We start from the raw sequence: 17,463 nt of genomic DNA on the forward strand, positions 1-17,463 counted from the left end.
GTCTCAGGACTTCCCGTGCCTTTCGGCGATCAACCACCCGACTTACCGTCGATCGCAACATCGACACCTTCAAAATTCTTACCGCGAAGACTGACCTTGTCGCCGTCGAATGACAACGTCCATGTCCGCGGGCGACCGTCCTCGCCGAGGGTCCTGCGCTCGATTTCGAACGCATGTTCGTCGAGCCACCTCCCTTTCACGGCAATAATACCAAATGCCGTTGGCGTCCCTCTGCGATACCGTCCGTCGAGCCCGAGAGGGCCACTGATTTTCTCAGCCCCTCTCGTGGGATCGCGACTATAGATTTCGAAATCATAGTGCGGATGGGAGTCCACGAATGTCAGCGACAGCGACTTCACACCGAGAGGATTGGGCGAAAAGGTGTAGGTCTTGCCTGATACCGCCGAGGCAATCGGAGGTGCTTCCTTAACTTCCACCTGTGCCTCGGTTGAAATGGCGCGAACAACGCTTGCGAGTCGCTCAGTGCCTGCAGGGTCCGGCTGTATTGCCGTCTCGGACCTGACAGCCTTTGGGATGGCTTCCACGATGTCGGTCACCGGGCAATTGTCTCGGCCGGTCGTCACGGCAACGAGGTCCAGTACTGGATAGACCATCACAAGCTGACAGTGCAGCCCGCTCGCCCAATAGACATTGCGGTCAGGTCGCGCCCAGAAGAAGTTCGAATAGCGAAACTCCGGCGCAAAGGAGAGCTTCATGTCCACCGTGGCGTGACTCACTCCGTCGATCCAGGCGGGCGACACCAGCGGTTTGCCCTCCCACGTCCCGTTGTGCAGATACAGATAGCCGAATTTCGCCATGTCGCGCGGATGCAGCGCCAGGCCGTATCCGCCGGTCGAGATGCCCTGCGGATCGCGCCGCCATTTCCACGCCGTGATGCCCAACGGACCGAACAGCTTCGCTTTCGCGTAATCCTCCGCACTCATGCCGGTCACTTTGGCAAGGATGGCCGATAGCAGATGTGCATTTCCACTATCGTAATTGAAGCCGTCTCCCGGCGAAGCAGCCATCGGACGATCGAGAATGTACTGGATCCAGTCCCGGCTCCGCTCCATGCCGGCCGTCGACTCCAATGAACGGTTGACACCGGCCCGGCCGTCCCGCGCCAGGCCGGACGTCATGTCCAACAGACTTTGAAGCGTGATCGCCTTCTTGTTGTCATCAAGGTTAGCAGCACTGCGCTCGCCGAAGAATGCCAGCATCCGCTGGTCCGTACCCTTCAGGAGACCATCCTGCAACGCCATCGATGTCAGCGTGCCGATGACGGCCTTGGTGACGGAATTGACCACGTGCGGCAGATCGGCAGTGTAAGGCGCGTAATAGGCATCCAGAACGATCTTGCCATGACGCACGATCAGCAGGCTGTCGAAATCGTTGCGGCTTCCGAGTTCCAGCAGTGCGGCGAGCGCTGCCGAATCGACGCCCTGCTCTTCCGGCGTCGATGTCTGCCAGCCCTGGGTCGGCCACACGACGGCCCGTCCCTCCTCTGCGATGACGCCCGCACTACAAAACGCGGCGGCGAACATGCCCAGGCCGAGCACAAGCTTCAGAACGGGAATTCGTGAAGATCGCATGACGGCCTCGCTGTGAGTTTTAACGCTGCGCGAGAACCATATCTCCAGCTACAGATTGTTCAACCGAATTGCAGCTTCATTCCGTCCGCGGACTTGCAGGTGCACAATCGCCTACACGGCAACAGGAACAAGCTTCGCGACGGCGCTGAGCAAATCGGTCTGGGTGATCAGCCCCTGAATCATGCGGTCCTGATCGACGATGATGACGGCGTGTGTTCGTCCATCGGTCAGCGTCGGCAGCAAGGTCACCGCGGGCGTCTGCATCGTCGCCGTCGCTGCGGGCGACATGGATTTTCCGACATCGCCCGATTCTTTCATCAGCTCACGGAGGCCGACCGTTCCGACGAGCTGTCCCTGCTTGCCCAGGACGGGAAGCGTGCGGACATTGTGCAGGAGCAGCCGCGAGCGGGCCAGCTCGGCACTATCCCGCAATCCGACCGTGACGACATCGCGCGACATGATGTCTCCGCACAGGATCGTGCCGTGCGAGCGCAACATGGCTTGCAGCTCGACCTGCCGCAGCAGCGTTTCGAGATCGTCGGGGCTGATATCGAAAGTCTCGCTGAGCGCTTCCAGCGCCTTGTCGATATCCTCGGCACGAAAGCCGACCCGGAGCTCCGGGCTGATATCCGATGTCTGATGCGGATTTGCTGATGGCACCGGCGCCCTGTGAGGATAGGTCCGCCGCGAGATCTTGTGGAACAGATAGCCCAGCCCGACCAGAAGCACCGAGTTCAGGCCGACAGGCACGAATGGAAACAGATAACCAGATGACGTAACGATTGGCCCGCCGATGATGGCCGTAAGGGCCGTCGCGCCACCGGGCGGATGCAGGCAGCGCGCAAAGGACATCGCCGCGATGGCGAGCGATACGCCGAAGCCGATCGCCAGAATCTGATCAGGAATGAGATGCGCGACAGCGACACCGATCAGAGCCGAGATGGTGTTACCGCCGATGATCGCCCATGGCTGGGCCAGCGGACTCGTGGGAACCGCAAACAAGAGCACAGCAGATGCGCCAAGCGGCGCCACGATCAGCGGCAGGCTGGAGCTGTCGCCCAGCACAGATCGGCAGATCAATCCCGTGAGCACGATGCCCAGCAGTGCGCCCAGGCAAGCAATCATGCGCTCGCCAAGCCGTGCCCCCGCCAGGATGGGGACGAACAGTCGAATACCTGTCTTGCGAGGTGCAACGTCGCTCGAAACGTTCCTTGGGTCTTCTCTTTTTGTCATTGAATCGAGACCGGCGCATGGCCCCGCCAGAATGACGGGCCCCCCTTTGACCACTATGCGCAAGCGCCTGCAATGTTGAATACGACACGCCGGCCTGACCATCGCGATCTGGCAGAGCTATCCCTGCTCGGCTACAACGGCACGGCCATTCGCCCGAACGCCCCCATCAGGAGGGCGCGACGGCGATCTCAAGGGAGGACCCATGGCCCGCATCGACTACAGCGACCCCGCCACAGCCAGCGAACGCACCCACGAGATCCTCGGCAAGAACCGCAATGCCAACATCTTCCGCATGATGGCGCATTCGCCGAGCTATCTCGAACAATATTGCCGGCTCGGCGGCGCCATCCGCAACAAGGGCGAGCTCGATCCCATCATCCGCGAACTGGCGATCACCCGCACCGGCATTCTCTGCGAGGCGCCGTATGAAGTCGCGGCACACAAGCGCATCGGCGGCTATGTCGGTGTGTCAAACGAACAGAACGCCGCGTTGGACGACTGGCAGGCGGCGACATGTTTCGATGACACGCAGCGCGCGGCGCTGGCGTTCACCGATGAGATCGTCAAACTGCATCGCCCCACCGACGCGACCTTCAAGGCGATCGCAGCCAAGCTGACACCCGGCGCGCTGGTGGAATTGCAGTTGTCAGTCGGCTTCTACATCATGACCTCGAAATTCCTCGAAAGTTTTGCTATCGACATGCAGCCCGTGTCCGAGGTCGTCTGAATTCACCACTGCTTGAGCACTCCATGTCGAAAACCACCCGCGCCACACAGACGCTGAGCAAGCTCGGCGCCGCGTTCACCCTGCATACCTACGAGTATGATCCGAATGCGGAGAGCATCGGCCTGCAGGCAGCGGAGGCACTCGGCATTGCGCCACAACGCATGTTGAAGACGCTGATGGCAGAGGTGGATGGCAAGCCGGTCTGCGTCGTCGTGCCCTCCGACAAGGAGGTCAGCATGAAGAAGCTCGCCGGAGCGTTTCACGGCAAGAGCGCGAAGATGATGCGCCCGGCCGACGCCGAACGGATGACCGGCTATCACGTCGGCGGTATCAGCCCGTTCGGACAGAAGAAGCGCGTGCCGGTCGCCATGGAGCAGGCGGCATTGTCGGAAAATACGATCTATCTCAATGGCGGCCAGCGCGGGCTGCAGATCGAGATTGCGCCGGAGGCCGCACGGGCAGCACTGGATGCGATGGCGGCCACACTGACGGACTGATGCGCATCACCGCTGTTTGAAGCGCGGGTATGCCGGTGTGATCACGATCCACTGTCGCAGGCGGGAACAGCAATGTAGGCTGCGCATTATCGATTTCAGACCTCAAGGGAGAATCGACATGCGCTCAATCCTGGCAGCAGCTGCACTTCTGGTCGTGATGGGCGCCACGCCCTCCATGGCCCGCGAATATCCATGGTGCTCGCGCACCTCGGCCACCGGCTTCAATCCGAGCTGTACGTTCACCTCCTATAACCAGTGCATGGCCACCGTGAGCGGCCAGCGCGGCGACTGCATGCAGAACCCGATGCTGGCCTATGGCGACCAGCGCCGCGGCCAGAGCCGCGCAATGCGCGGTCAGCCCAACGACTGGGACAATGGATGGAACAACGGCTGGAACAATAACTGGGATCGGCGCTGGTAGCCTCATAGGCCAATGACGGATTAGCCGAAGGCGTAATCCGTCGCAGGCGTTACGATGTCGGAGACGTGGCGGATTGCGCTTCGCTGATCCGCCACGTCTCCCTTGTCACTTTCGGCAATACGCCCACATCACGATCGCGATCGGCAGCCCAACGCCGAACCACGCAAAATAGCGGCCGGGATCGCCCGCGAGCAGCGCCGACAACAAGCCTGCCAGCGATAAGACGCCAATGACGATCGGCGCGCCGAACACGCGCCACCAGCTCGCCCTGCGCTCCTGCACCTCGCTCATGACGATCGTCCGAATGCTGCCGTCGCGCCGGCAGACAGCCGCGCCCCGCGCCTGACCTTGCTGCGCTTCACTGCCCACAGATACAGCCCGCTGCCGAGCACGATGATCGTGAAGACTGTGAGCAGCGCCCAGATAATCTTCAGCGGCATGCCGCCATAGTCGCCGAAATGCAGCGGCTGCGAGACGAGCACGGCTTTCAGATAGGTTGGCAGCTCGCTGGTGTCGGACACCTCGCCGGTCTCGCCATCAAGCAGCACGGGTTTCACCAACCGCGATGTCAAAGGCGTGTCGCCGCGCAGAAAAACGGCGAAGTGATGCGTTGACGTGAACGGCGTGCCAGGAAATGCGATGAAGGCCGGATCCATGCCGGGCGTCGTCTTCATGGCATTGCCGACGACCTTGTCCAGCGACGCGAGCTGCGTCGGCGTGGGCTTGCCGGCATAGGGTGCGGCCATGGCAGCCAATTCATTACGCTGCCAGATGCCGAGCATGACTTCGGCATAGGCGTTGATGACACCGGTGCCGCCGACCACCAGCGCCCACACGATGGTGACCACGCCAAGCAGATTGTGCCAGTCGAGCCACAAGATCCTGCGCGATTTCTGTTTGCGGATCGCCGCGAAATTCAGACGGCGCGTGAACGGCCAGTACAGCACCACGCCGGAAACAATGGCGATCATGAAGAGGAAGCCCATGACACCCATGAACCATTTGCCGGGAAGCCCGAGATACATGTCGGTATGCAGCCGCAGCATCACCAGCATCGGGCCGGTGCCGAGGAGACCCACCGGCTTCGCCGTATAGGCATCGAGTGCCTTCACCACCGTGGTCTGCGGATCGGAGGTCACCGACGTGTTGGTGAAGGTCGAGACCATGCCGGGCTCGTCCTTGTCCCACGCCACATAGAGCAACACACTGCCGGGATGATCCGCGATCGCGGCGCGGCCGATGGCATCGAGACTGAGCTTCGCCGCGCCCGGCACATGCACATCCATCTTCGGCGCATAGCCAAGCGCCTCGTCGATCTCATGATGAAAGATCAACGGCAGGCCCGTGAGGCACAGCAGCAGCAGAAAGACGGTCGAGACAAGGCTGGTCCATTTGTGGATCAGCGACCAGATGCGGGCCGTACGCGCTTTCAGGGGATCGATCCTTCTTCAACTACTGAAAATGTCGTCCCCGGCGAGCCGGAGACGACATGAGCAGATCATTTTGACGTGGCGACCGTGCGGCGAGCGTGACGTACAGCGACCTATTGTCGTGCCGGCTCGCTCGCCCGTACCGTTACCACTTGTAGCCGATGCTGCCGGTCACGCGGCGGCGATCGCCGTAGAAACAGGCTGTCGCAGTCGAACAGTTGGCGACGTAGATTTCGTCGGTGACGTTGTTGGCGTTCACTGCAAACCGCCAATTCTGCCAATCATAATGCACCGCGAGATCACCGAGGACTCGCGACGGCACTCCCAACGTATTCGCCTGATCGGCGTAGGACGAACCAACATAGCGCACGCCACCGCCGAAGCCGAAGCCACGCAGGATGCCTTCCTGGAAGGTGTAGTCGGCCCAGCCGGATGCCACCTGCTGTGGCGTATTCGTCGGCGTCTTGCCAATCAGCGTCGGATCGAAGTCCTTGCTGACGAACAGGTGGTAGGAGGTGAACGACCCGAGCACCTTGAAGCCGGGCGCTAGATTGGCCACGGCCTCGAGTTCAATACCACGCGACGTCACTTCGCCGCTCTGGGTCGGGATCAGCACGCTGGTGGGATCGGTAGTAAGCGCGTTCTGCCGCTTCAGGTCGAAATAGGCGAAGCCGAAGTGGCCGTCGAAACCCACCGGTTGGAACTTGACGCCGACCTCGGTTTGCTGACCGGTTTCGGGCAGCAGCAACTGACCGGAGCCGTTCACGCCAATAACCGGGTTAAAGCTGGTTGCATAGGAGATATAGGGCGCGAGGCCGTTGTCGAAGTTGTAGATCAGGCCGGCGCGACCGCTGAACTTGCCGGTATCGCGGCTCAGCGAAGGGGTGCCGGCAATGCGGCTGATATCGCTGGTATCGACCCAGTCGTTGCGGCCGGACAACACGAGGGTGAAGCGGTCGAGCTTGATCTGGTCCTGCAAATAGACGCCGAGCTGCTGCTGGGTGAGCTGGCTGTCGCGATAAGGAGCAGCCGTCAACGGCGCAGCACCAGTGTAGACAGGGTTGAGGACGTTGATCGGCGGCACACCTCCAGCGAAAGCCTGGGTGTCGCTGATCGAGTAGTATTTCAGGTCAAGACCGAACAATGTGGTGTGGCTGAGGATGCCGGTGTTGAATCGGTACTCGACCTGGCTGTCCATCTGCGCCTGATTGGCGATACCGCGCGTGCCGAAGGGAAAGCGCGCGAGATCGCCTGTCGTCTGGTTGGCGTAACCGCTGCCGGTGACACCCGTGTAGTTCACGTCGACATGCGCGAAGCGCGCATTCTGACGGAAGGTCACGCTGTCCGACAGCTTGCGCTCAAACTGGTAGCCGAGCATTTCCTGCTCGCGCTTGAATTTGTCGAAGTTCGGTTCGCCGCCGAAGAAGCTGGTCGGAATACGGCCGAACGGCGCACTGGTGACCGTGCCCACATAGGGCAGGAACTGGGCGGCGCGGGTCTCGTTGTAGGAGGCCGACGCGAGGATCGTCAGCGTGGTGTCGACATCCGGCTTCCAGGTTACCGATGGTGCGATGAAGTAGTTGTTGTTCGGCGTGAAGTCGGTTTGCGTGCCACCGTTCTGCACCTGACCGACGAAGCGAGTATAAAGTTCGCCATTGCCCGGTGCGAGCTTGATCGGCGTATTGATGTCAAAGCCAATATAGGCATTTCCGAAATTGTCGACGCCCGTCTCGATGTAACGGATCGGCTCGGCCTGCGGCATCTTGCTGACGACATTAACAATACCGCTCGGGCTGGAGCCGCCATACAGGATCGCCGACGGGCCGCGCAGGATTTCCACGCGCTCCATGTTGGAGGGCTGCAGCTTCCAGCTTGCATAGGAGGTGTAGAAAAGCTGGAGACCGTCGAGGAACACGCTGTTGTCGTCGGACTTGAAGCCACGGATGAGGAACCAGTCGTTGCGGAAGTCGGAACCGAAGGTGCCGGCCAACACGCCCGGCGCATAGCGCAAGGCGTCATCAAAGCTACGTGGCTTCTGATCGCGGATCTGCTCGGCACCGATCACAGAGATCGACTGCGGCGTTTCGTTGATCGGCGTGTTGGTCTTGGTGCCCGTCGAGCTGCGATTGGCGACATAACCCTGGATCGGACCGCGCGGGCTCTCCACGAATACGTTGCTGCGCGGCGGCTGAGCCACCGGACGCGGCGCAACGGCGGTGCGGGCGCGCGGCGTGCGGCTCGGCGCGGCGGCCGCGCGGCGACGCTGCTGCGGCTGGTTGACGACCACGGGCGGCAAAGGCTGCGCACCGGTCTGCGTGGAACTGGACTGCGCCAGCGACGTATCGAGCGTGACGACGCTGAGCGCACAGACCGACGACAGAAGCGCGAGACGCGACAAACGAATGGTACTGTTCAAGGTGATCCCCAAAATCTCATCCGCATCGACATATTCGATGATGGATGACCTCATATGATGGATCGGGGTTAGAGGGACGGCCGCGTCACCGCCAATAGAAGCGTTCCAAACAACAAGCATTCTGCGGCAGTGTGACATCACTGCCGCAGATTTTAATGGTTCTAAATTCAGCGGGTATTTTTCTCAGCAAGATGCAGTCCAGGCGCGGCGGTCATGTCTGCCCGCAAATAGTTGTGGCGCCGTCGCGCGCGATTCTTGCCTTTCCCGGTGAATAGTTACGCGGCGCGCACCGAGCGCAGGAAGTTGCCTACCTCCTGCTTCAGTCGCGTGCTTTCGCTCGACAGCGACTGCGCCGCGGACAGAACCTGCGATGAGGCCGAGCCTGCTTCCTCGACACCGCGCTGCACATCGGTGATGTTCGAACTCACCTGCATCGTACCTGCTGCGGCCTGCTGCACGTTGCGCGAAATCTCCTGCGTGGTGGCGCCCTGCTCTTCAACGGCCGATGCGATGGCGGAGGCGATCTCCGACATCTGGCCGATGGTCATGGAGATCTCCTTGATGGCCGAGACCGAATCCTCGGTCGCTTTCTGGATGCCCGAGACCTGCTGACTGATTTCACCCGTGGCCTTTGCAGTCTGCTCGGCCAGCGCCTTCACTTCCGCGGCAACCACCGCAAAGCCGCGACCGGCCTCACCGGCGCGCGCGGCCTCGATGGTCGCGTTGAGCGCCAGCAGATTGGTCTGGCCCGCGATATTGTTGATCAGCTCGACGACATCGCCGATGCGTGCCGCGGCCGTCGCCAGTTCGCTGACGCGGTTGTTGGTATTGTCAGCCTGCGCAACGGCCTCGCTGGCAATGCGCGCGGCGCCCTGCACCTGGCGGCTGATCTCGTGCACGGACGACGACATCTCCTCGGTGGCGGATGCGACCGACTGCACGTTTGTCGCGGCTTCTTCCGATGCCGCCGACACAGCGATCGCCAAAGCCTGCGAGCGATCCGATGTTGCCGTCAATGTGGTGGCTGAACCTTCCAGCTCTTTCGAAGCAGACGATACGGTCTCGACAATCTGCCCGACGGCGCCCTCGAAATCGGCGGCAAGCTTCATCATATCCGCCTTGCGCTGTTCGGCCGTACGGCTTTCCGTAGCGATCTGCGCAACCTTCATGCGCTCGACTTCGAGGCCGTTCTCCTTGAATACACTCAGCGCCGTCATGATCTCCCCGATCTCGTCGGCGCGCTTGCTTGCCGGAATGTCGACGGTGAGGTCTCCTTTAGCGAGCTTGTTCATCGTGGCGATGCTTGCCTTCAACGGACGCACCACGCTGCTGCGCGCCACAACATAGCTGACAACGATGGCGAGCAGCATCACGCCGAGCGTCGCATAGATAATGGTCCAGAGCGTGTCGTTGGCGGTTTCGAGAAACTCGACCTTCTTGATGCCCACATAGAGAATGCCGATCACGTTGCGGTTGGCGTCGAAGATCGGATCATAGACGGTCATATACGGCTCACCGAGGATAGCCACTTCACCACGGAACGCGGTCTTGCCATTGAAGACCGCGTCATAGGCCGGCCCTTTCGCCAGCTGCGTGCCGATGGCACGGGTGCCATCCGGCTTCATCACATTGGTGGAGATGCGGGTATCATTCATGAAGATCGTTGCGGTGCCGCCGACCAGCGTCTTGATCTTGTCGACCGCTGCGAAATTGCCGTTCAGCGGCTTGCCGTCCGCCAGCAGCTTGCCATCCGCGATACTGTACTTGTCGCCGCTCTCACGCAGCACGTTCCAGGCGACGCGCATATTGGTCTCGACCCGCTCTGTCGCGGATTTGGCGGCGCCCTGTTCGAGCACATATTTGGCGACCAGCGTGATGCAGACGCCGAGGATGAGAATGCCGGAGACCGTCATCAACATGATGCGCGGGCCAAGACCGAGACCCCGGCGACGGCCGGGTTTGGGTTGGAAGGCGGACAATGGCATTGCGATCTCCTGTCGCGCCGACCCCTCGGTCGTGCGCTCAAAGCCGAACGGCTCCAGACACACTCACTGCACAACGTCGACGAGGTATCCGGACCCGCAATTCAAGAAACAAGTTCCATCATTATGATTCAGTTCTATCGGCTAGCCGTTGGAAAGCAGTTAATGTTCGCCTGGCGGAAAAGGTATAATCGTCTGATCTTGCGTGTTTTTCGGCATCTAAATACCTGAATCGAGGCTCATTCCTGGCGTCCATTCGACGCATCTACCGATGCGCGCTCCGCTGCCGCGCATGGTGCCCGCGCGCCAGCGTGACTTGTGCCACCCGGCGAACTGCCGCCTATGGAAAGCTGCATTGACCATCGAGCCGATGACCCCTTCCGCTCCGCCGCGACAAACGATCGTCGGCTGGTTCGCCAACCAGCCTTATCTCCTGCTCAGCCTCACCTCGCTGTTCTGGGCCGGGAATATCGTGCTCGGCCGCTATGTCGCGGGCCACGTCCCGCCAGTGACACTGGCCTGCGTGCGCTGGATTGGGGCCTTCTTCCTGTTGCTCCCCTTCGCCTGGGCGCATCTGCGCACGGACTGGCCGGTCCTCCGCGCGCAGCTTTCTCTCATGACCATGCTGGCGCTGACCGGCTTCGCCGCCAATACGGTGCTGGCCTATTGGGGCCTGCAATACACGCAGGCCCTGAATGCGCTGCTGATCCAGTCATCGGGCCCGCTCTGCGTCGCGCTGTGGACGCTGATCCTGTTCGGCGTGCGGCTGACGGTGGCGCAACTGCTCGGCATTGTGGTCTCCATGGCCGGCGTGCTGATCATCATCCTGCGCGGCGATCTCACCGCACTGGCCAGTATTCAGATCAACAAGGGCGATGCGATGCTGTTCGCAGCGCTGCTGGTGTTCGGCATCTATTCGGCGCTGATGCTGCGGCGACCGGTGACGCATCCGATGTCGCTGATCGCCTTCACCACGGCCGGCGGCGCGATCCTGACCCTGCCGGTCAGCATCTGGGAACTCAATTCGGGTTCGCCGCTGATCTTCGACACCGTGACGCTGCTGACGCTCGCCTATGCCATGATCTTTCCATCAGCGCTGGCCTATCTGTTTTTCAATCGCGGCATCGTACTGATCGGCCCGAATCGCGCGGCACCATTTCTGCATCTGATGCCGGTGTTCGGCTCGGTATTGGCCATCGCGTTTCTCGGCGAGCAGCCGCAACTGTTTCACCTCATCGGCTACGTGCTGGTACTGTCGGGCGTATTGATCGCATCGCGGCGATAGACCGAACATCCGGTCCGGCCTGCCAGACTCGGGAGTAGAAACATCTCATGACCGTTTTCTCGCTCGCCCACCTCACCGTGCTATCGCTGGCGCCGCCAGAGATGATCGACCTCGCCGCGCGCTGCGGCTACCGGAGTGTCGGACTGAGACTGATCGCCGTGACCGCGGAAAGCCCCGGCTACCCGCTGATGAACGACAAGGCGATGATGCGGCAAACCAAGGCGCGTCTCGCCGACACCGGACTGCACGTGCTCGATATTGAACTCGTCAAGATCACGCCCGGGATCGACGTCGCGGCGCTTGAGCCGATGCTCACCGCCGGCGCGGAGCTCGGAGCCCGCCATGTCATCGTCGCGCCCTATGATCCCGACTTGTCCCGCCTCGCCGACCGACTGGCGGCCATCGCCGATCTTGCGGCGCGATACGGCATCATGCCGGTGATGGAGTTCTTTCCCTGGACCAATGTGTCGAACCTGCACAAGGCACGCGCCATCGTCGAGACCGCGGGCCGCGCCAATGCGGGTATCCTTGTCGATACGTTGCATTTTGACCGCTCCGACAGCAGCCTCGCCGAACTCGACGACATGCCATCGCACTTACTGCCGTTTTTCCATTTTTGCGATGCTCCGGCGGAGAAGCCTGGCACGGTGGAAGGACTGCTGCACACCGCGCGCGCTGAACGGCTGCCACCTGGCGACGGCGGCATCGACCTCCGCGCCATCGTCGCGCACCTGCCGAAGCATATTCCGGTCGCGCTCGAAGTGCCGATGGATGCGCTGACCCGGGAGCGCGGCCCCGAAGAAGTCGCGCGCCGCGCAATCGCCGGCGCGAAGCGCCTGCTGGGAGATTGAGAATCCAGCGAGTCATCTACACGCACATGCCACTGCCCGGCATAGCACCTGTCCCGCGCGCGTTATGCCAGTGTATGAACGATAACCGGCCCGGCTATCGCTGTGGCTGGTCCAATCAGCAAGGGCGCTAGATTCTGTTCGCTCCATGCGAGCCCGCGTCGGTTCGACTCCTCGGCGCCCGCGAAATTGTTGAAGATGCTGATCGCCGTCACCGTATCGTCGGACGCATAGACCACATAATAGGCCATGAAACCTTCGACATCACTGATGATCGGAATGGCACCTTCCTTGATCCTGCGCGTCAGTTCCTCAGCCATGCCGGTCTTTGCCTTGCTCTGACGAATGGCAGCATACATGGGACGCTCCTTTACCCGTAAGCTGCCCGCGATCGCACCTGCCGCGATCATGCATCGCACACACTCATCATCGGCGGGACGAGCAGCAGGGTTTCCCGCCCATAGAACCTACGCCATCCCGCGCAACGACGCCATCTGACGCCTCCCCACCCACTATGCGCCTCCGATCAATATTCCCACCGCCAGAACGATGACGCCGCCAAGCACCACCTGAAAGACGGCCTGCAGGAACGGCGTATCCATATAGCGCGCCCTGATATAGGCGATGGCCCAGAGTTCGAAAAAAACGACAACACCCGCGATGGCCGTCGCGATCCAGAATGCATTCGGCCAGCTGTCCGGCACGAGATAAGGCAGAGTATGGCCGAGACCGCCCAGCGTCGTCATCAGCCCACAGATGCCGCCACGTAGCCACGGCGAGCCGCGTCCGGTCATGGAGCCATCGTCCGACAGTGCTTCGGCGAAACCCATGCTGATGCCGGCGCCGATCGACGCGGCGAGGCCAACAAGGAATGTCTGCCAGTTGTGATGTGTTGCAAACGCGGCCGCAAACAGCGGCGCCAGCGTCGATACGGAGCCGTCCATCAAGCCCGCAAGACCTGGCTGGACATATTGCAGGACGAACATCCGGTGGCGGGTGTTGTCCTCCACCGTACGAACGTCGGACGTCAGGATGGCATCCGATAATTTGGCCGCGAGATGCTCGTGTCCTTTTTCCAGCTCGGCCAGATCGCCCAGCAACTTGCGAACGCCGACATCCGTCGCCTGCTCGGCGGCCCTGGCATAAAAGCGCTCGGCCTCGAACTCCATCCTCTCGGCCTCCTTGCGGATGGTTTCGAGCGACAGGTTACGCGTGAGCCAGATTGGTCGGCGGCGGATGAAGCCCTTGACGTCTTCGCGCCGGATCGGCGGAAGGTTCGGTCCGAAGCGCTCCTCATACATCTGCAACAGCAGATGCCGATGGCCCTTTTCCTCTTCGGCCATCTCGCTGAAGACTTTCGCGGAATCGGGATAGCGCTCTGCCAGATCCTCGGCGAAGCTGAGATAGATCCGGCTGTCCTCTTCCTCGCTGGAGATCGCAACCGCTAGCACCTCGCGTTCGGTGAGGTCCGAAAACGCCTTCATATCAATGCCTTACTTAGTTTAGAACTATTCTAATTTATATAAGAGCTGCTGTGCATTTGTCAAAGAGCTTTGCGCCTGCGCGGCGCTGAACCTGTCGCTGGTCAGGAAGCAGTAGCGGCGACGAGCAGCACCGCGACGAAACGACCGCGCGTGCTCCAGACGCCCCGGCATTCGCATCGACCCCGACGCGGAGACGCTGCGGATCAGCGGCCGTCTGCAGGTGCTGTCGCTCACGAACGCGATAAGGTCGACCCGGTGCTGCAGACGTCGATGCATGGCCTACACCATCGACAGCGCACTAACCCGAACTGCATACCTTTCCGCTTCCGTGTGTCACCGACCTCCGCTAGTTTGCCCGCAACAAATGTGGGCTACCAAAGCCGATTCAGGGAGAAAAGCGGAATGCACGGACTTTCAATTCTTCGCGGTGTGGCGAGCACATCCTTTATCGGAGCGCTGCTGTTGGCGACGCCGGATGCCATCGCACAAACTGCGAACTATCCTAACCGGGCGATCACGCTGGTGCTCCCTTTCGCCGCCGGCAGCGGCACCGACACCACGACGCGCCTGATCGCCAAGGAACTCGGCACCGCACTGAACGCCAACACCGTGATCGACAACAAGGCCGGCGCCAATGGCTCGATCGCCGCCAGTTTCGTCGCCCGCGCCCCCGCCGACGGTTACACGCTGTTCGTCACGACCAACACGACGCATTCGGCCAATCCTTTTCTGCTCAAGACCATGAGCTATGATCCGATCAAGGATTTCACGCCGATCGCGCGCACCGGCGACCTGCCCTTCATGCTGGTGATCAATCCTGAGATTCCCGCCAACTCCGTGGAAGAGCTGATCGCGCTCGCCAAGAAAGAGCCGGGCAAGTACTCCTACGCATCGGGCAGTTCGTCGGCGATCGTCTCGGGCGCGACCTTTGCCCGCCTCGCCAAGCTCGATCTCCTGCACGTGCCTTACAAGAGCTCACCACCGGCGCTCACCGATGTCATCGCCGGCCGTGTCAGCATGATGTTCGTCGACGTTCCGACCGGCCTGCCGCATGTCAACGCCAAGGCGTTGAAGTCGCTCGCGGTGACCACCAAGTATCGCTCCAAGCTTCTGCCCGACCTTCCGACCATGGACGAGGCCGGCGTGAAGGGCTTCGACATTACGTCGTGGCAGGGCTATCTCGGCCCGGCCAACATGCCGAAGGACATTGTCGTCAAGCTCAACGCCGAAATCCGCAAGATCGTCGAACGCCCCGAGATCCAGAAAGACCTCGCCAACCGCGGCATGGAAGCCTTCTCCGGTACGCCGGAAGAATTCGACGCCTTCCTGAAGGATCAGCTCAAGGTGTGGGAGAAGCTGATCACGGATGCGGGGATCGAGAAGCAGTAACTAGGGATCGGCCTCTCAACTGTCGTCCCCGCGAAGGCGGGGACCCATAGCCTCCGTCCTGTCAAAAGAAGCTCTCGCGGCAGAGTGTCGAAGCACTGACCTTGGTTATGGGTCCCCGCCTTTGCGGGGACGACGTGGAGGGGCTGGCGTGCATGTACTACGTATACATTCTCGCCAGCGGTCGTCATGGTACGCTGTATATCGGCGTAACTAATAATATGGCTCGGCGAATAATGGAGCATCGGACGGGAAAGGGTTCGAAATTCGCTCGGGAGTACAAGATTTTCCGGTTGGTCTATGTCGAGAGCTACGACCGACCCAGCGATGCCATCACGCGTGAAAAGCAGCTCAAGAAGTGGAATCGTGACTGGAAGATCCGGCTGATCGAGACGGACAATCCCGAATGGAGCGACCTGTCGCCGCTGCTGGCGAATGACTCGTAACTTGGCCATGACCTTTCAACGGGTCGTCCCCGCGAAGGCGGGGACCCATAGCCTCCGTCCTGTCAAAAGAAGCTCTCGCGGCAGAGCGTCAATGCACTGACCTTGGTTATGGGTCCCCGCCTGCGCGGGGACGACGGAAAGACCTGAGCAGGATGACAACAGCGGTAGCCTAACCCGCAGCCGAGGCGACGCCATGCCGCAGATCTTTCCCCTGCTGTCACCCAGTCGTCACGGAACTGTCAGCGCAGCGTAACGCCCGCGCCTCAGAACACGCCGCATGGTCACCACAAGGAGACACACCATGCGCAGCACATTCCTCTGCTCCGTCGCTTCCCTCGTCATGCTCACATCCGCCGCTTTCGCCCAGACCGAAGGTGAATTCCCCGCCAAGCTCGCCGGCCATGCCGTGCTGCCGGCGACGTCGACCATCGATGCGCCTGCGGATGCGCCGAACGACCTGAAGACCTCGGGCAAATACACCACCGGCAAGCGCGTCGACGCGCTCGGCACCGTGATGGGCAAGTCCTATGAGCGCGCCACCGGCATCTCGCTGCCGATGAAGGGCCAGCCGCTGCAGGGCCATTCCGGCATCAAGGTGATGCCCGACGGTTCGTTCTGGGTGCTGACCGACAATGGCGCCGGCTCGCGCTACAATTCGGCCGACTACATGATCTATCTCAATCATCACAAGATCGACTGGAAAAACGGCAAGGTCGAGCGTCAGGCCACCGTGTTCCTGCACGATCCCGACAAGAAGGTGCCGTTCCGCATCGTTCATGAAGACACCGCCAAGCGCTATCTGACCGGCGCCGATGTCGACACCGAAGGCTTCCAGATCGTCGGCGACAATTTCTGGATCGGCGAGGAATTCGGCCCCTACATCATCAAGGCCGACAAGACCGGCAAGGTTCTGGCTGTGTTCGACACCGTCGCCGACGGCAAGCCGGTGCGTTCGCCCGACCATTGGTCGGTGCAGTCGCCGGGTGCGCCGGGCGCCACCTACACCACCGTCAATCTGCGCCGCTCCAAGGGCTATGAAGGCTTCGCCTCCTCCAAGGATGGCAAGTTCCTCTACGGCCTGCTCGAAGGCCCGATCTGGGATGCCGAGAAGAAGGACTGGGAAAAGGTCGACGGCAAGGAAGCTTCGCGCATCCTGGAATTCGACGTCGCCAACGAGAAGTTCACCGGTCGCTACTGGCAGTATGTGTTCGAACAGAACGGCAATGCCATCGGCGACTTCAACATGATCACCGCCGACAACGGCCTGATCATCGAGCGTGACAACGGCGAAGGCACCAAGGACAAGGCCTGCGCCGACGGCAAGCGCGGTGAAGACTGCTTCCCGGATCTCGCCAAGTTCAAGAAGGTCTACAAGATCGAACTGAACGACGCCAATGTCGGCAAGCCCGTTCGCAAGATTGGTTTCATCGACCTGATGAAAATCCAGGACCCGAACAAGCTGGCCCGCAAGCCGCTGAATGATGGTGTGCTGACCTTCCCGTTCTTCACCATCGAGAACGTCGACCAGGTTGATGCCACCCACATCATCGTCGGCAACGACAACAACCTGCCGTTCTCGTCGAGCCGCGAGCCGAACAAGGCCGATGACAACGAGTTCGTGCTGCTCGAAGTCGCCGACTTTCTGAAGGCGAAGTAAGCAACGCGAGCAGGCCCCCGCCTGAAACGACGAAAGCCCTCCCGCAAGGGAGGGCTTTT

General features: G+C 61.2%; 16 protein-coding genes. 8 read left to right on the plus strand and 8 right to left on the minus strand.

Annotated elements, in window-relative coordinates; all coding sequences use genetic code 11:
* Positions 1–29: 29 nt before the first annotated feature.
* Both BLW80_RS19550 and BLW80_RS19555 read right to left on the minus strand, forming a co-directional pair.
* Positions 30–1,592: a serine hydrolase domain-containing protein gene (locus BLW80_RS19550; RefSeq protein WP_093759280.1), complete on the minus strand. Its 1,563-nt coding sequence runs from the start codon at positions 1,590–1,592 to the stop codon at positions 30–32.
* A gap of 111 nt (positions 1,593–1,703) precedes the next feature.
* The gene (locus tag BLW80_RS19555; protein ID WP_089261668.1) at positions 1,704–2,825 is read right to left on the minus strand and encodes an HPP family protein; all 1,122 of its coding nucleotides are present in this window, start codon (positions 2,823–2,825) and stop codon (positions 1,704–1,706) included.
* A gap of 202 nt (positions 2,826–3,027) precedes the next feature.
* Between BLW80_RS19555 and BLW80_RS19560 the strand changes: the two genes are divergently transcribed.
* From BLW80_RS19560 to BLW80_RS19570, 3 genes are all read left to right on the plus strand, one after another.
* The gene (locus tag BLW80_RS19560) at positions 3,028–3,552 is read left to right on the plus strand and encodes a carboxymuconolactone decarboxylase family protein (protein WP_093759281.1); all 525 of its coding nucleotides are present in this window, start codon (positions 3,028–3,030) and stop codon (positions 3,550–3,552) included.
* Between the two features lie 23 nt (positions 3,553–3,575).
* Complete coding sequence (gene ybaK / locus BLW80_RS19565) at positions 3,576–4,049, plus strand: Cys-tRNA(Pro) deacylase (RefSeq protein WP_093759282.1); 474 nt, start codon at positions 3,576–3,578, stop codon at positions 4,047–4,049.
* A gap of 118 nt (positions 4,050–4,167) precedes the next feature.
* Positions 4,168–4,470, plus strand: coding sequence for a DUF3551 domain-containing protein (locus BLW80_RS19570; RefSeq protein WP_093759283.1), 303 nt, complete (start codon positions 4,168–4,170; stop codon positions 4,468–4,470).
* Between the two features lie 105 nt (positions 4,471–4,575).
* On the opposite strand, the gene BLW80_RS19575 is transcribed toward BLW80_RS19570, so the two are convergent.
* The 4 genes from BLW80_RS19575 to BLW80_RS19590 all read right to left on the minus strand — a co-directional run bounded on the left by BLW80_RS19575 (position 4,576) and on the right by BLW80_RS19590 (position 10,301).
* Positions 4,576–4,761, minus strand: a complete 186-nt coding sequence (locus BLW80_RS19575) for a hypothetical protein (protein ID WP_089261676.1) — start codon at positions 4,759–4,761, stop codon at positions 4,576–4,578.
* Positions 4,758–5,912: a PepSY-associated TM helix domain-containing protein gene (locus BLW80_RS19580; protein ID WP_349633116.1), complete on the minus strand. Its 1,155-nt coding sequence runs from the start codon at positions 5,910–5,912 to the stop codon at positions 4,758–4,760. The genes BLW80_RS19575 and BLW80_RS19580 overlap by 4 nt, the downstream gene beginning before the upstream one ends.
* A 133-nt stretch (positions 5,913–6,045) precedes the next feature.
* On the minus strand, positions 6,046–8,370 hold the full coding sequence (locus BLW80_RS19585; protein ID WP_093759285.1) for a TonB-dependent siderophore receptor: 2,325 nt from the start codon (positions 8,368–8,370) through the stop codon (positions 6,046–6,048).
* A gap of 221 nt (positions 8,371–8,591) precedes the next feature.
* Positions 8,592–10,301, minus strand: a complete 1,710-nt coding sequence (locus tag BLW80_RS19590; RefSeq protein WP_244528349.1) for a methyl-accepting chemotaxis protein — start codon at positions 10,299–10,301, stop codon at positions 8,592–8,594.
* Between the two features lie 367 nt (positions 10,302–10,668).
* Here BLW80_RS19590 and BLW80_RS19595 point away from each other — a divergent pair, with 367 nt between their 5' ends.
* Positions 10,669–11,583 (plus strand): DMT family transporter, encoded by a 915-nt coding sequence (locus tag BLW80_RS19595; RefSeq protein WP_093759971.1) that lies wholly within the window; start codon positions 10,669–10,671, stop codon positions 11,581–11,583.
* A 47-nt stretch (positions 11,584–11,630) separates the two neighbouring features.
* Positions 11,631–12,434, plus strand: coding sequence for a sugar phosphate isomerase/epimerase family protein (locus BLW80_RS19600; RefSeq protein ID WP_093759286.1), 804 nt, complete (start codon positions 11,631–11,633; stop codon positions 12,432–12,434).
* A 62-nt stretch (positions 12,435–12,496) separates the two neighbouring features.
* Here BLW80_RS19600 and BLW80_RS19605 read toward each other — a convergent pair whose 3' ends face one another.
* Entirely contained in the window at positions 12,497–12,790 is a 294-nt protein-coding gene (locus BLW80_RS19605) for an antibiotic biosynthesis monooxygenase (RefSeq protein ID WP_089263582.1), read from the minus strand.
* 153 nt (positions 12,791–12,943) lie between these two features.
* Complete coding sequence (gene mbfA / locus BLW80_RS19610) at positions 12,944–13,915, minus strand: iron exporter MbfA (RefSeq protein WP_093759287.1); 972 nt, start codon at positions 13,913–13,915, stop codon at positions 12,944–12,946.
* 402 nt (positions 13,916–14,317) lie between these two features.
* Here mbfA and BLW80_RS19615 point away from each other — a divergent pair, with 402 nt between their 5' ends.
* The 3 genes from BLW80_RS19615 (at position 14,318) to BLW80_RS19625 (ending at position 17,404) form a co-directional block, all read left to right on the plus strand.
* Complete coding sequence (locus BLW80_RS19615) at positions 14,318–15,304, plus strand: Bug family tripartite tricarboxylate transporter substrate binding protein (protein ID WP_093759288.1); 987 nt, start codon at positions 14,318–14,320, stop codon at positions 15,302–15,304.
* Between the two features lie 152 nt (positions 15,305–15,456).
* A complete protein-coding gene (locus BLW80_RS19620) occupies positions 15,457–15,747 on the plus strand; it encodes a GIY-YIG nuclease family protein (RefSeq protein WP_093759973.1) in 291 nt (96 codons plus the stop codon).
* Positions 15,748–16,048: 301 nt separating this feature from the next.
* Positions 16,049–17,404, plus strand: a complete 1,356-nt coding sequence (locus tag BLW80_RS19625) for an esterase-like activity of phytase family protein (RefSeq protein WP_093759289.1) — start codon at positions 16,049–16,051, stop codon at positions 17,402–17,404.
* The last annotated feature ends 59 nt before the right edge of the window (positions 17,405–17,463 follow it).

The organism is Tardiphaga sp. OK245, assembly GCF_900108575.1.
GTDB lineage: Bacteria > Pseudomonadota > Alphaproteobacteria > Rhizobiales > Xanthobacteraceae > Tardiphaga > Tardiphaga robiniae.

Bases quoted from the DNA above. Each gene is read 5' to 3' on its own strand.
- BLW80_RS19590 (WP_244528349.1), bottom strand. From the start codon at position 10,301: ATGCCATTGTCCGCCTTCCAACCCAAACCCGGCCGTCGCCGGGGTCTC.
- BLW80_RS19595 (WP_093759971.1), top strand. From the start codon at position 10,669: ATGACCCCTTCCGCTCCGCCGCGACAAACGATCGTCGGCTGGTTCGCC.
- ybaK (WP_093759282.1), top strand. From the start codon at position 3,576: ATGTCGAAAACCACCCGCGCCACACAGACGCTGAGCAAGCTCGGCGCC.
- BLW80_RS19605 (WP_089263582.1), bottom strand. From the start codon at position 12,790: ATGTATGCTGCCATTCGTCAGAGCAAGGCAAAGACCGGCATGGCTGAG.
- BLW80_RS19585 (WP_093759285.1), bottom strand. From the start codon at position 8,370: ATGAGGTCATCCATCATCGAATATGTCGATGCGGATGAGATTTTGGGG.
- BLW80_RS19570 (WP_093759283.1), top strand. From the start codon at position 4,168: ATGCGCTCAATCCTGGCAGCAGCTGCACTTCTGGTCGTGATGGGCGCC.
- BLW80_RS19615 (WP_093759288.1), top strand. From the start codon at position 14,318: ATGCACGGACTTTCAATTCTTCGCGGTGTGGCGAGCACATCCTTTATC.
- BLW80_RS19625 (WP_093759289.1), top strand. From the start codon at position 16,049: ATGCGCAGCACATTCCTCTGCTCCGTCGCTTCCCTCGTCATGCTCACA.
- BLW80_RS19560 (WP_093759281.1), top strand. From the start codon at position 3,028: ATGGCCCGCATCGACTACAGCGACCCCGCCACAGCCAGCGAACGCACC.
- BLW80_RS19600 (WP_093759286.1), top strand. From the start codon at position 11,631: ATGACCGTTTTCTCGCTCGCCCACCTCACCGTGCTATCGCTGGCGCCG.
- BLW80_RS19620 (WP_093759973.1), top strand. From the start codon at position 15,457: ATGTACTACGTATACATTCTCGCCAGCGGTCGTCATGGTACGCTGTAT.
- BLW80_RS19575 (WP_089261676.1), bottom strand. From the start codon at position 4,761: ATGAGCGAGGTGCAGGAGCGCAGGGCGAGCTGGTGGCGCGTGTTCGGC.
- BLW80_RS19555 (WP_089261668.1), bottom strand. From the start codon at position 2,825: ATGACAAAAAGAGAAGACCCAAGGAACGTTTCGAGCGACGTTGCACCT.
- mbfA (WP_093759287.1), bottom strand. From the start codon at position 13,915: ATGAAGGCGTTTTCGGACCTCACCGAACGCGAGGTGCTAGCGGTTGCG.
- BLW80_RS19550 (WP_093759280.1), bottom strand. From the start codon at position 1,592: ATGCGATCTTCACGAATTCCCGTTCTGAAGCTTGTGCTCGGCCTGGGC.